The sequence below is a fragment of the Paractinoplanes deccanensis genome, from assembly GCF_016862115.1.
GTDB lineage: Bacteria > Actinomycetota > Actinomycetes > Mycobacteriales > Micromonosporaceae > Actinoplanes > Actinoplanes deccanensis.
Genome location: NZ_BOMI01000064.1, coordinates 81,984 through 93,977 on the forward strand (window position 1 = coordinate 81,984; position 11,994 = coordinate 93,977).

Annotated in this window: 13 protein-coding genes; 9 read left to right on the plus strand and 4 right to left on the minus strand. The window is 71.9% G+C overall.

What is annotated here, in order from left to right:
• Window positions 1-6 precede the first annotated feature (6 nt).
• Window positions 7-1,536, plus strand: coding sequence for a flavin monoamine oxidase family protein (locus tag Ade02nite_RS17065; protein WP_203763600.1), 1,530 nt, complete (start codon window positions 7-9; stop codon window positions 1,534-1,536).
• On the opposite strand, the gene Ade02nite_RS17070 is transcribed toward Ade02nite_RS17065, so the two are convergent.
• On the minus strand, window positions 1,533-1,895 hold the full coding sequence (locus Ade02nite_RS17070; RefSeq protein WP_203763602.1) for an MmcQ/YjbR family DNA-binding protein: 363 nt from the start codon (window positions 1,893-1,895) through the stop codon (window positions 1,533-1,535). The genes Ade02nite_RS17065 and Ade02nite_RS17070 overlap by 4 nt on opposite strands.
• 121 nt (window positions 1,896-2,016) lie before the next feature.
• Here Ade02nite_RS17070 and Ade02nite_RS17075 point away from each other — a divergent pair, with 121 nt between their 5' ends.
• The 3 genes from Ade02nite_RS17075 to Ade02nite_RS17085 all read left to right on the plus strand — a co-directional run bounded on the left by Ade02nite_RS17075 (window position 2,017) and on the right by Ade02nite_RS17085 (window position 4,984).
• Complete coding sequence (locus Ade02nite_RS17075) at window positions 2,017-2,727, plus strand: DivIVA domain-containing protein (protein ID WP_203763606.1); 711 nt, start codon at window positions 2,017-2,019, stop codon at window positions 2,725-2,727.
• A gap of 134 nt (window positions 2,728-2,861) precedes the next feature.
• Window positions 2,862-3,548, plus strand: a complete 687-nt coding sequence (locus Ade02nite_RS17080) for a S1 family peptidase (protein WP_203763609.1) — start codon at window positions 2,862-2,864, stop codon at window positions 3,546-3,548.
• A 248-nt stretch (window positions 3,549-3,796) separates the two neighbouring features.
• Entirely contained in the window at window positions 3,797-4,984 is a 1,188-nt protein-coding gene (locus Ade02nite_RS17085; protein ID WP_203763613.1) for an LCP family protein, read from the plus strand.
• Between the two features lie 6 nt (window positions 4,985-4,990).
• Here Ade02nite_RS17085 and Ade02nite_RS17090 read toward each other — a convergent pair whose 3' ends face one another.
• Window positions 4,991-5,947 carry a TIGR03885 family FMN-dependent LLM class oxidoreductase gene (locus tag Ade02nite_RS17090; RefSeq protein WP_203763616.1) on the minus strand — a complete coding sequence of 319 codons (957 nt, stop codon included), beginning with the start codon at window positions 5,945-5,947 and terminating at the stop codon, window positions 4,991-4,993.
• Between the two features lie 95 nt (window positions 5,948-6,042).
• Here Ade02nite_RS17090 and Ade02nite_RS17095 point away from each other — a divergent pair, with 95 nt between their 5' ends.
• Entirely contained in the window at window positions 6,043-6,768 is a 726-nt protein-coding gene (locus Ade02nite_RS17095; protein WP_203763619.1) for an MBL fold metallo-hydrolase, read from the plus strand.
• Between the two features lie 91 nt (window positions 6,769-6,859).
• The gene (locus Ade02nite_RS17100; RefSeq protein ID WP_203763622.1) at window positions 6,860-7,807 is read left to right on the plus strand and encodes an ABC transporter substrate-binding protein; all 948 of its coding nucleotides are present in this window, start codon (window positions 6,860-6,862) and stop codon (window positions 7,805-7,807) included.
• A 48-nt stretch (window positions 7,808-7,855) separates the two neighbouring features.
• On the opposite strand, the gene Ade02nite_RS17105 is transcribed toward Ade02nite_RS17100, so the two are convergent.
• Together Ade02nite_RS17105 and Ade02nite_RS17110 are read right to left on the minus strand one after the other, a co-directional pair.
• Entirely contained in the window at window positions 7,856-8,866 is a 1,011-nt protein-coding gene (locus Ade02nite_RS17105) for an S-adenosylmethionine:tRNA ribosyltransferase-isomerase (RefSeq protein ID WP_203763625.1), read from the minus strand.
• Complete coding sequence (locus tag Ade02nite_RS17110) at window positions 8,863-9,591, minus strand: SDR family NAD(P)-dependent oxidoreductase (RefSeq protein ID WP_203763627.1); 729 nt, start codon at window positions 9,589-9,591, stop codon at window positions 8,863-8,865. Before Ade02nite_RS17110 ends, Ade02nite_RS17105 begins: the two co-directional genes overlap by 4 nt.
• Before the next feature lie 124 nt (window positions 9,592-9,715).
• Here Ade02nite_RS17110 and Ade02nite_RS17115 point away from each other — a divergent pair, with 124 nt between their 5' ends.
• The 3 genes from Ade02nite_RS17115 to Ade02nite_RS17125 form a co-directional block, all read left to right on the plus strand.
• Window positions 9,716-10,843 (plus strand): GAF domain-containing sensor histidine kinase, encoded by a 1,128-nt coding sequence (locus tag Ade02nite_RS17115; RefSeq protein ID WP_203763630.1) that lies wholly within the window; start codon window positions 9,716-9,718, stop codon window positions 10,841-10,843.
• A 59-nt stretch (window positions 10,844-10,902) separates the two neighbouring features.
• Complete coding sequence (locus Ade02nite_RS17120; protein ID WP_203763633.1) at window positions 10,903-11,535, plus strand: response regulator; 633 nt, start codon at window positions 10,903-10,905, stop codon at window positions 11,533-11,535.
• Between the two features lie 262 nt (window positions 11,536-11,797).
• Window positions 11,798-11,994: hypothetical protein (locus Ade02nite_RS17125; RefSeq protein WP_203763635.1), on the plus strand; the 197-nt coding region annotated here is incomplete at its 3' end.

The window sequence follows — 11,994 nt, forward strand, 5'->3', positions numbered from 1 at the left end:
GACCCGGTGGACGGACTGACCCGGCGCCGCTTCCTTCAGGCCCTCGGCGTGAGCGGCGGCGCCGGCGCCCTCCTCGCCACGCTGGCGGCGAACGGGGGCACCGCCGTCACCCCGCCCTGGACGCCGCCGGCGCGGGCCGGGCGCGCCGGCCGCTCGGTGGTCGTGCTGGGCGGCGGCATAGCGGGGCTCACCACCGCGTACGAGCTGGGCAAGGCCGGCCACCGCTGCACGGTGCTGGAGGCCCGGGCGAGACCCGGCGGCCGGGTGCTGACCATCCGGGGCGGCGACCGCGAGACCGACCTGGACGGGCACACCCAGCGGGCCGCCTTCGCCTATGGCACCTACTTCAACGCCGGGGCGGCGCGCATCGCGCCCTGGATGGTGACCCTCGACTACTGCCGCGAGCTGGGCGTGCCCGTCGAGGTCTTCGTCAACTCCAACGCGGACGCCTTCATCCACCGCTCGGCCGGCGGCGCCCCGGTCCGGTTCCGCACGGCCAGGGCAGACCTCTACGGGTACGTGTCGCAGCTGCTCACCCGGGTCACCCGGCAGGGCCTGCTCGACGCCGAGCTGGCCACCGGCGGGCGCGACGAGTTGCTGGCGTTCCTGCGCGAGTTCGGCCGGCTCACCGACACCGGGGAGTATCTCGGCGGCCCGGACCGCGGGTTCGCGGTGTATCCGGGCGCTGACGGAGGCGTACCCCTGCAAGGTCCTCCCTCGCTGTCCGAGGTGCTCACCGGCGGCGCCGGCGCGTCTCTGGGCTTCGATCTCGGGTTCGACCAGGCGATGCCGATGTTCCAGCCGGTCGGCGGCATGGACCGCATCCCGGCGGCGCTGGCCCGGGCGGTCGGCGAGGAGCGGATCCGGCTCGGCGCCGAGGTCGTCGCGGTCACCAACCGGCCGGACGGCGTGGAGGTGCGTTACCGGCAGGACGGCCGCGCGCACGCGATCGTGGCGGACTTCTGCGTGGCCACCCTGCCGCCGCATCTGATGGCCCGCATCCCGCACAACCTGGGCGACGACGTGAGCCTCGCGCTCGCGGCGTTCCGCCCGGCCGCCGCGGGCAAGATCGGGCTGGAGTACGCGAGCCGCTGGTGGGAGACCGAGCTGGGCATCTACGGCGGCAGCACGGACACCGACCTCGACCTGCGCCAGGTGTGGTATCCGTCGTCCGGGTTCCACTCGCCGCGCGGCCTCGTCGTCGGCTACTACAACTTCGGGCCGGACGCGGAGGCGTACGCGAGCCTGGCCCCTCGCGACCGCGCGGCACGAGCCGTCTCGCTCGGCGAGCGGATCCACGGCCCGAGATTCCGTACGGAGCTCGCGTCGTCCTTCTCGGTGAGCTGGAGCCGCGTCCCCCACCTGGAGGGTGCCTGGGCCACGCCGCCCTACGGAAGCCCGGCCTTCGCCCTGCTGCGCTCCCCCGCCGGGCGCGTGCTCTTCGCCGGCGACTGGCTGAGCCACACGGTGGCGTGGCAGCACGGCGCCTTCGTGTCGGCCCGCGCCGCCGTCACGGCCGTGCACGAGCGTGCCTAACCGAGCTCCGCTTCGATCTCCTCGGGGGCGCGCATCCGCCAGGCGTCGGTGACGAGTTCCGTGAGCCGCGCCACATCAACGCGCGGTAACCGGAGCATCACCAATGGAAGGCCGTCGTAGCCCGGCACCGTGAAGAACAGGTCGGGCTCGCCCAGCAGGAGGGCCTGTTTCTCGGCCTCGTCGCCGACGTAGAGGACGGCGACGTCGGTGCGGATCACCCGTGGCTTTCCCGGGATCCGCTCCGGGTAGGACCAGACGAAGCCCCGGTTGGCGACCCGGAAGTCGAAGCCGTCGCTGTCGATCTCGACGACGTGCGGCAGGGAGAGCGCCAGGCTGCGGACATCGTCGGCGGTCGCCACGAGAAGTCCTCCCCTTTCGGTCCGATATGACACACCACTGTGCCACCGCCGACAGTCTCCCAAAGTTCATGCGTAGGATTCCTCCCCGCACGGTCTTGCCGCAGGGATCCGAGGGAAAACGATGCCGCTCACTCCAGCCGACATTCACAACATGGCGTTCAAGAAGCCTGCGATCGGCAAGCGGGGGTACGACGAGGAGGACGTCGACGCGTTCCTCGACGAGGTGGAGCAGGAGCTCATCCGCCTGATCGAGGAGAACCGCGCCCTGGCGGACCAGGTGCAGCGCAACGGCGGCGGCATGGGCCCCGGCCCGTCCGGCCCGTCGTCGAACAACCGGGCCATGGAGGCCGAGCTGGCCGCCCTGACCACCCAGCTCGGGCGCATGCAGGAGGCCCGCGCCCGCGCCGAGCAGAACGCCCGCAGCGTGCAGGCCCAGCTCGAGCGCGCCCGCACCGAGCGGCCGGCCACCCCGCCGCCCGCCGACAAGGACGACCGCCTCTCGGCCGTGCTGATGATGGCCCAGCGCACCGCCGACGACCACATGCGCGACGCCCAGCAGGAGGCCGAGTCGCTGCTCAAGGCCGCCCGCGAGCAGTCCGAGGAGATCACCGGCGACGCGCTGCTGGCCGCCGACAACATCGAGACCGACGCGCGGCGCAACCACAGCGACGCCCTGGCCAGCATCGACCAGAAGCGCGACGCGCTGCTCGACGAGATCGACCGGCTGGGCCAGCTGGCGCGCACCTACCAGTCGGCGCTCAGCGCCCACGTGCAGCAGCAGCTCCAGGAGCTCGACAGCGTCTCCAACGGCACGAGCCGCGACCTGGACTGACCGGGCGGGGCAGCCAGGGGGCCATCACACGGTGGTATGTGGCAAGTGGAAGGTGACCGGAGCGCCCGCGCGCGCGTACGGTACTTCGACAGCCATCAATCCCCCGGCTGCCCTTTCCCCGGAAGGAGTCCGGCGTGCGCATCCGCATCGTCGTCGCCTCACTCGCCACCGCCCTCACTGGCGCCCTGGCGGTTCCGTCCGCCGCCGCGGCCGCGGTCGACGACCCCTCGACCACCATCATCGGAGGCGGTACGGTCTCGTCCGCGCCGTGGGCCGCCGCCGTGTTCAGCAACGGCAGCTTCACCTGCTCCGGCACGATCATCTCGGCGAACTACGTGCTCACCGCCCGCCACTGCATCAGCGGCTCGATGTCGGTGCGCGTCGGCAGCGTCAACCGCACCTCCGGCGGCACGACCCGCACCGTCAGCAGCACGGCGACCCGCTACGACCTGGCGCTGATGCGTCTGTCCAGCCCGATCACGACGTCGTACATGCCGCTGTCGAGCGCGTACCCGCCGGTCGGGTCGACCAACAGCATCTACGGCTGGGGCATGACCTGCTACAGCGGCTGCAGCGCCTCGACGACGCTCAAGACCGCCACCGTCCAGGTCACCTCGACCAACCAGACCGACGCGTACGGGGGCCGCGCCATCGGCAGCACGCGGATCAACGGCAACGCGTGGCGTGGCGACTCCGGCGGCCCGCAGGTCTACAACGGCGCCCAGGTCGGCGTGGCGTCCACCGCCGACGGCACGAGCCGCCAGTACTACGGCAGCGTCGCCTACAACCGCGCCTGGATCCAGTCGACGGCCGGCGTCTGACCGAGCCCGCTCCGAAGGCCCTTCCCGCCCGGCGGGGAGGGCCTTCGCGGCATACGCCACGCCTGCGCTCTGCGCCTTCGCCACGCTACGAATCGTCGATAATATGAGTCCCAAAGTCGTCGCGGAATCACAGCCCGTCAAACAATGATCATGCGGGTTGACTAACGGTTCCGGACCATATATCTGTTCTGTCTGGCGATGAGCGGGCCTCACGGAGGCTGATGCCACAAGTGAGGAGTTCGACGTCTATGCCGGCACAGGCCACGTTGGGGGAACGCGGGCAGCGCAAGCCGCAGGACGGCTCCGGCGCAAGCACCAAAAAGAAGCCGAAAAGCCGCAAGCTCCCGTTGTGGACCAAACTGGTCACGGCCTTCGGTGTGCTTCTTCTGCTGGTCGGCGGCGGCGGGCTCGTCTCGGTGAAGTATTTCCTCAACCAGCTCACCAGTAACATTCAGACGACGTCCAGCGTTCTCGACTCCGCGGGCCTCGGCAACAAGGCGGTCGCCTCCGGCAAGATGCCCGACGGCGCGATGAACATCCTCATGCTCGGCCTCGACACGCGCACGGGCTGGGAGGAGAAGGGCGAGCTGTCCCGCTCCGACACGATGATGATCCTGCACATCACCGCGTCGCACGACCAGGCGTACATGATCTCGATCCCGCGCGACACGATCGTGGAGGTCCCGGCCGACGAGTCGCTCGGCTTCCGCGGCTCGACCGAGAAGATCAACGGCGCCTACGCGAACGGGTCGCGGGACGGCCGCGGCTGGCAGGGCGGCGCGAAGCTCGCGACCGCGACGGTCAACAAGCTGACCGGCATCGAGTTCGACGGCGTCGTGGTCATCGACTTCAACGGCTTCAAGGGCATCCTCGAGGCCATGGGCGGCGTCTACATGTGCGTCGACAAGCGCATGTGGTCGAGCCACTACATCGTGGTCGACGGCAAGGTGAAGTACGCCGAGGGCGCCGACCCCAAGAGCCCGCCGAAGAACGCGCTGTGGTTCGAGAAGGGCTGCCGCAACATGAAGCCGTGGGAGGCGCTCGAGTTCTCCCGGCTCCGCCACTCGGCCAACGGCGACTACGACCGCCAGCGCCACCAGCAGCAGCTGCTGCGCGCCATGATGAAGAAGGCGACCAGCGCCGGCATCATCAGCAACCCGACCAAGGTCTCCAAGATCCTGGCCGCCGCGGGCACCTCGCTCAAGATGGACACCCACGGCGTGCCCGTCACCGACTTCATCTTCGGCATGAAGGGCCTGGCGGCGGGCGACCTGATCCCGATCAAGACCAACGGCGGCACGTTCGCGTCGGTCCAGGGCGGTGAGGGCGTCAACGAGGCCACCCAGCAGCTGTTCAAGGCCACCGCCGAGGACAAGCTGCCGGCCTTCCTGGGCCGCCACCCCGAAATGCTGATCAGCGACCCAGCGACGTCGTAACGGCTATTACCGCAGCGCGGGCAGGACCTTGCTCCCGAAGGCGTCGATGAAGGGCGCGAGGTTCTGCCCCACGTGGTGCAGGTAGATCCGGTCGAAGCCGAGCGCGGCGTAGCGCCGCAGCCGTTCGGTGTGCTCCTCCAGGTCGGCCGAGATGTCCACGACCTTGCGCACCTGGTCGACGGTCACGTTCTCGGAGATGACGTCGAAGTGCTCGACCGTCTCGGCGTCCCAGCACACCGGCGGCGCGAAGATGTTGCTGCGCCACTGGTCGTGCGCGATCTGCTCGGCCTCGGCCTCGGTCGGCGCCCAGCTGAGGTGCACCTGGAGGCAGACCGGCCCGGTGCCGCCCGCGTTCCGGTAGGCGGCGATCATCTCGCGCAGGTGCTCCTCGGGCGCGTTGACGGTGACCAGCCCGTCGGCCCATCCCCCGCACCACGCGGCGGTCTTCGTGCTCACCGCCGCCCCGATCAGCGGCGGCGCCTGCTCGGGCCGGGTCCAGAGCTTCGCCCGGTCGACGGTGATGATCCCGTCGCGGGTGACCTCCTTGCCGGCCAGCAGGCCGCGGATCACCTCGACGCAGGCCAGCAGCCGCGCCTCGCGGAGGTCCTTGCGCGGCCACGGCTCGCCCGTGATGTGCTCGTTGCTGTATTCGCCGCTGCCCAGCGCCGCCCAGAACCGCCCCGGGTACATCGACGCGAGCGTCCCGATGGCCTGCGCGATGATCGCCGGGTGGTACCGCTGGCCGGGCGCGTTCACCACGCCGAACGAGAGGTTCGTCGCCTGGAGCGCCGCGCCCAGCCACGACCAGGCGAAGCCGGACTGCCCCTGCCGGGCGCTCCACGGCGAGAAGTGATCGGAGCACATGGCCGCCTCGAAGCCCGCCCGTTCCGCGGCGACCACGGCGGCCAGCAGGTCGGCGGGCGGGATCTGCTCGTGCGAGGCATGGATTCCGTAGACCGTCATGGCCCTGTTCGTACCCACCGTAACCGGATAAGAATCGGTCACGAGCCCTCAGTTCCGGTAGCGATCGTGACGCCCGGGCATCAATCATCGGAGCCATGACCCACCATCGGCTCACCCGCCGCCGGTTGCTCGTGAGCGCGGGCGCCGGCGTCCTCGGCCTGACGATTGTCAACACCGTGGCCGGATGCTCCGACTCCGGCTCCCCCGCCGCGCCGGCCTCCTCGCCGTCGCGGTCGAGCGGCGGCGGCTGGCAGCGGGTCAACCTCTCGTTCGTCTCCGCCTACCTGCTGATCCGCGGCGGCGAGGTGGCCGTGGTCGACCTGGGCACCCCGGGCTCCGGCGACGCGATCGGCTCGGCGCTGACCGCCGCCGGCAGCGGCTGGAGCGCGGTGAAGCACGTCATCCTGACCCACCAGCACCAGGACCACGCGGGCGGCCTGCCCGACGTCGAGCCCCGGGTGCGGGCCACGTTCTACGCCGGCCAGGCCGACGTCGCCGCGATCGTCACCGCCCAGAAGCCGCTGAAGCCCCTCACCGACGGCGACGAGGTCTTCGGTCTGCAGATCATCGGCACGCCCGGGCACACCGCCGGCCACGTCTCGGTCTTCGACCCGTCCACCGGCACCCTGGTCGCCGGCGACGCGCTGCGCACCACCGAGGGCCTGGTCGGCGCCGACCCGAAATACACCGCCGACCCCGGCCAGGCCGCCGCCTCCGTCAAGAAGCTCGCCGCCCTCGACGTCCGCACCATCCTGCCCGGCCACGGCGACCCCCTCACCGACGGCGCCGCCGACGCCCTGCGCAGGCTCGCCGCCGGCTAGCCCGCTCTTCTCCCTCTCGCGCCCCCGGCCCGTGATCGGGTACGGTTTCGCGCGGCGCAGTCGCGCCCACCACCTCCCCGGGAGCGGACCCATGCGCCGGATCCTCGCCGCCGCCACTGCCCTGTTGCTGCTCGCCACGACGGCGTGCACATCGGACGACAAGAAGGCCGACGCCGGCGCCACCAAGGTCACCGTCGGCGTCGTGCCGATCATCGACGTGGCGCCGATCTACCTGGGCAAGGCCAAGGGCTTCTTCGCGAGCCGCGGCATCGACCTGACGCTCGTGCCCGAGCAGGGCGGCTCGGCGATCGTGAAGAACGTCGTCGCCGGCAAGTACCCGTTCGGCTTCAGCAACGTCACCTCGCTGATGGCCGCGCAGATCGGCGGCGCACACCTCAAGGCGGTCGCGGCCGGCGTCTCCTCGACCGGCCGGCCCGGGCGCGACTTCTCCGCGATCGTCGTGCACGACGGCAGCCCGATCCGCACGGCCAAGGACCTGGCCGGCAAGACGATCGCCGTCAACACCCTGAAGAACCTGGGCGACACCACGGTGCGGCAATCGGTGCGCCGGGCCGGCGGCGACCCGAGAAACCTGAGGTTCGAGGCGATGCCGTTCAGCGACATGCCCGGCGCGCTCCAGGGCGGCCGGATCGACGCGGCGTGGGTGGTCGAGCCGCAACTGTCCCAGGCGCTCACCCAGGGCGGCCAGATCGTGGCCTCCAACTTCGTGGACACCGCCGACGACCTGACCGTCGCGCTCTACTTCACCAGCGAGGCCACGATCGCCAAGAGCCCCGCGCTGGTCACCGGCTTCACCGAGGCCGTCAAGGAGTCGCTGGCCTACGCCGCCGCCCACCCCGACGAGGTGCGCGACATCGTCGGCACGTACACCACGATCAACGACACGGTACGGATCGCGATGATCCTGCCCAGCTGGCCCGGCGAGATCAACCGCCCGTCGATCGAGCGGATGGCCCAGCTGGGCCGCACCGACGGCATCCTCACCAAGGCACCCGCCCTCGACCAGCTCCTCCCGTAGCCCAGGCGCCCTACGCCCGCCGCACGCATGGTCGGCGCCGCCCGGCGGTCACGGCAGCAGCAGGTGGACGTCGCCGAACTCGTGCCACCGGTAGCGTCCCCGCAACGCCGCGTCGTAGGCGGCGCGCAACGCCGGCAGGCCGGTCACCGCCGACAGCATCCGCAGGTGTGACGCCCGCGGCTCGTGCAGCCCGGTGAGCAGCCCGTCGACCGACCGCACCGGCCGCTCCGGCCCGATGACCAGGTCGGTCCAGCCCGACTGCGGCCCGTCCAGCGCGGACTCCAGCGCCCGCACCACCGTCGTGCCCACCGCGACGACCCGCCCACCGGCCGCCCGCACGTGTCCGATCAGGCCGGTGGTCGTGCCCGGCACCGAATACCACTCCGGGTAGGGCGGCTCGTCCACCTCGGCCGACGCCACCCCGGTGTGCAGCGTGATCGGCGCGACGAGGACTCCCCGTCCGGCCAGCGCGGCCAGCACCGACCCCGTCAGCGGCCGCCCCGCGCTCGGCATCTCGGCGCTGCCCGGCTCGGTCGCGTAGGCGTTTTGATAGGTCGACAGCGGCCAGTCGCGGTCGGTGTAGTCATACCTGATCGGCCTCCCGTGCCGGGCCAGGTAGTCGACCCGCGTCCCCGCCACTCGGGCCTCGGCGATCCAAAGCCTTGAGGTGTACGGGCGAAGCAGCGTCAGCGTACCGCCCGGCACCCGCAGCCGCAGCCCCGTTCGCGCCGGCCCCGAGCCCGGCGCGAACGGGGCCGTGGTCCCACCGGCCGGCCGCCGCAACTCCACCAGCCAGCTGCCGTCGGCGTGCTCGGTGGACACGTGCACGACCAGCCCGTCGTCCGTGTCGACCGCGGCGGGCACGGTCGCCGAGTTGTTCACCACGAGCAGGTCCCCGGCCGTCAGGATCCACGGCAGCTCGGGAAACCGGTGGTGGCTGACCTCGTCGCCGCGGCTGACGAGCAGGCGCACGTCCTCGCGCCCCCTCCCCCGCGCCTCGGCCGGCTCCCGGGCCGCCAGGTCGGCGGGCAGCTCGAAGTCGACGGTCGCCGCGCTCATCGCGCCACCGCTTCGACCGCCGGCAGCTCCGCCGCGACGTACCTGCCGGACGCCGGACGCGACCGCAGCAGCCCCAGCAGGTGCGGCACGACCGTCTCGGGCGGCGGCAGGTGCGTGATGTCCTCGCCGGGCGCGGCCTGCTGGTAGAGCCGGGTCCGCATCTCGCCGGGGTCGACGCTCCACACCCGTACGCCCGGCTCCTCGATCGCCAGCACCCGGCCCGCGTGATCGAGGGCCGCCTTGGCGGCCCCATAGCCACCCCAGCCCGGGTACGCCTCGACGGCGGCGTCCGAGCTCACGTTGAGGACCGCGCCACCCGACGGCGAACGGCGCAGCTGGGGCAGCAGCAGCTGGGTCAGGGCGAGCGGCGCGAGGGCGTTCACCTCGAACGTCTCCAGCAGCGCCGGCAGCGGGAAGGTGGCGAGCGCCGGAAGCGGGCTGCCGCCGAGCACGGAGGCGTTGTTGACGAGCAGGTCCGCCCCGCCGAGCCGGTCCGCTGCGGCGGCCAGGACGGCGCGGTGGTCGTCGTCCACCACGTCGCCCGGGATCGCGACGACGGTGGTCAGCCGCCCGAGCTCGGCGGCCGCCGCGTCCAGATCCGCCGCGGTGCGAGCGTCCAGGACGAGCCGCCAACCCGCCTGGGCCAGCCCGTGCGCGAGGGCGGCGCCGAGTCCGCGGGAAGCGCCGGTGATGACGGCGACCGGTGTCGTGTTGTCGTTGGTCATGCCGTCGACCTTCCCGCCGCGCGGGCACCCGCCGAATCGGGCGCGGGGCGGCTTCCGGCCGGGACCTTGGTCCTAGGACCATCGGCGCACGATTTCGGCCCGGCCTCGCGGCTATGGTGGGCGCGTGGACGAGCTGAGCACGGCGAGGCGGCTCTCGGCGGCGGTGCTGGCCGTGAGCAACCAGCTCAGCGTGCCCGAGGTGTTGCAGACCATCGTGGACACCGCCCGCGAGCTGGCCGGCGCGCAGTACGCGGCGCTCGGCGTCCCCGACGACGCCGGCTCGTTCGCCCAGTTCGTGGTCTCCGGCGTCAGCGACGAGGTGCAGGCCGCGATCGGCCCGCTCCCCCGCCAGCACGGTTTCCTGGCGGTGATGCTGCGTGACCCGGCCCCGCAGCGGGTGCCGGACATCCGCGCCGACCCGCGCTTCCACTGGTGGCCGGCCGCCCACCCGGTCCTCAAGGCTTTCCTGGGCGTCCCCATCATCACCGGCGACGAGATCCTGGGCGCCGTCTACCTGGCGAACAAGCCGGGCGGCTTCACCGGCGCCGACGAGGAACTGGTCGGCGTCCTGGCCGCCCACGCCGCGATAGCCCTGACGAACGCCCGTCTGCACGCGCGCAACCGCGAGCTGACCATCGCCGAGGAACGCGCCCGCATAGCCCACGACCTGCACGACGCGGTGGCGCAGCGCCTCTTCGGCCTGCGCCTGACCGCCCAGGCCGCCGACGTGCTGCTGGACCGCGACCCCACGGCCGCCCGCGCCCACCTGGCCGAGGTGACCACGCTGGCCAGGGAGGCGGCCGAGGAGCTGCGCGCCGCCGTCCAGGAGCTGCGCCCCGCCGACCTGACCACCGACGGCCTCCCGTCGGTGTTGCGCAAACAGGTGAGCATCCTCGACCGCGCCTACGGCGGCTCCCCCCACCTGACCTACAGCGACAACGACCCACCCGAGCTGCCGATGGCCGCCCGCACGGTCGTCTTCCGGGTAGCCCAGGAGGCCCTGCACAACGCGGTCCGCCACGCCAAGGCCACCGAGGTCCGCGTCACCCTGCAAGCCACAACCACGTCATCGGTACGCCTGGAGGTGGCCGACGACGGCCGCGGCTTCGACGTGGAGCCCACCCTCCGAGCCGGCCGGAGCCTGGGCCTGCGCTCCATGCGAGAACGAGCCTGCGCCGTCCGGGCCACCCTGAAGGTCACCTCCACCCCCGGCCAGGGCACAACGGTGACCTTGGAGGTCCCCCATGCCTGACGTCTCCCTTCCGCACGCGCCCGCCCAACCCGCCGGCACCCCAGGACCGGAGGCGCGGCATGCCTGACATCAAGGTGCTGATCGTCGACGACCACCCCGCCGTCCGCCGGGGCCTGCGAACCTTCCTCGAACTGGCCGGCGACCTGGAGGTCGTGGGCGAAGCGGCCGACGGCCCCACCGCCCTCGAGATGACCGCCGAGCTGACCCCCGACGTGATCCTGCTCGACATGGTCCTGCCCGGCATGGACGGCGTCGAGGTCCTCCGCGAACTACGCCGCCGGGACCTCCCCGCCCGCGCCTTGGTGGTCACCAGCTTCACCGATCGAGCCCGCCTCCTCCCCGCCGTCCGAGCCGGCGCCCGCGGCTACCTCTCGAAGGACGTCGACCCCCACGCCCTGGTGGCCGCCGTCCGCTCGGTAGCCGCCGGCCACCTCCTCCTGGAACCCGAGGTGGCCACCGCCCTGCTGGGTGCCCCACCCGAGGAGCCACCCCTGACCGCCCGGGAACGCGACGTCCTGGCCCTGCTCGCCGAGGGCCGCTCGAACCGCGAGATAGCCCGAGCCCTGGTAGTGGCCGAAAAGACCGTCAAGACCCACGTCTCCAGCATCCTGCTCAAACTGGGCCTGTCCGACCGGACCCAGGCAGCCCTGCACGCCGTCCGCACCGGCCTGGCCCCCGACAACCGCACCTGACCCCGCCATCCACACCGAGGCCATCCCCAGAACGAGTTATCCACAGCCCCGACCCACGAACGCCCCTCCCCTGCGATACTGATTCTCGCGACGGCATTTCCACACCGAGAGTCGGAGGTAGCACAGGAACCAGTTCGATCCCACCCCCGAAAGGGCGATCCAGGCCGATTTTACGAGGCCCTTGACACTGACCCTCAAGGCCGAATGCCGCTTTCCAGCCAACGCCGCACCAACCAAATCTCAGCAATGCGGCAGACACCGAATGCGCAATTCCGCCCCGAAGCGGATACCCCGCCGAGCCAACGGCCCGTCGGCGCGAGGCCGGACACTCTTCCACCACCACTTCCGTGGCCGCCGCCCGCTCGGCCGCCACTCCGTGAGCCGCCTCATCCTCGACCGCCGCCAGCCCGACGCTGAGCCCGTCGGCCCCCGCTTCCTCGACCACCACCTCCGCGATCG

Bases quoted from the DNA above. Each gene is read 5' to 3' on its own strand.
- Ade02nite_RS17090 (WP_203763616.1), bottom strand. From the start codon at position 5,947: ATGACGGTCTACGGAATCCATGCCTCGCACGAGCAGATCCCGCCCGCC.
- Ade02nite_RS17075 (WP_203763606.1), top strand. From the start codon at position 2,017: ATGCCGCTCACTCCAGCCGACATTCACAACATGGCGTTCAAGAAGCCT.
- Ade02nite_RS17120 (WP_203763633.1), top strand. From the start codon at position 10,903: ATGCCTGACATCAAGGTGCTGATCGTCGACGACCACCCCGCCGTCCGC.
- Ade02nite_RS17110 (WP_203763627.1), bottom strand. From the start codon at position 9,591: ATGACCAACGACAACACGACACCGGTCGCCGTCATCACCGGCGCTTCC.
- Ade02nite_RS17105 (WP_203763625.1), bottom strand. From the start codon at position 8,866: ATGAGCGCGGCGACCGTCGACTTCGAGCTGCCCGCCGACCTGGCGGCC.
- Ade02nite_RS17085 (WP_203763613.1), top strand. From the start codon at position 3,797: ATGCCGGCACAGGCCACGTTGGGGGAACGCGGGCAGCGCAAGCCGCAG.
- Ade02nite_RS17100 (WP_203763622.1), top strand. From the start codon at position 6,860: ATGCGCCGGATCCTCGCCGCCGCCACTGCCCTGTTGCTGCTCGCCACG.
- Ade02nite_RS17095 (WP_203763619.1), top strand. From the start codon at position 6,043: ATGACCCACCATCGGCTCACCCGCCGCCGGTTGCTCGTGAGCGCGGGC.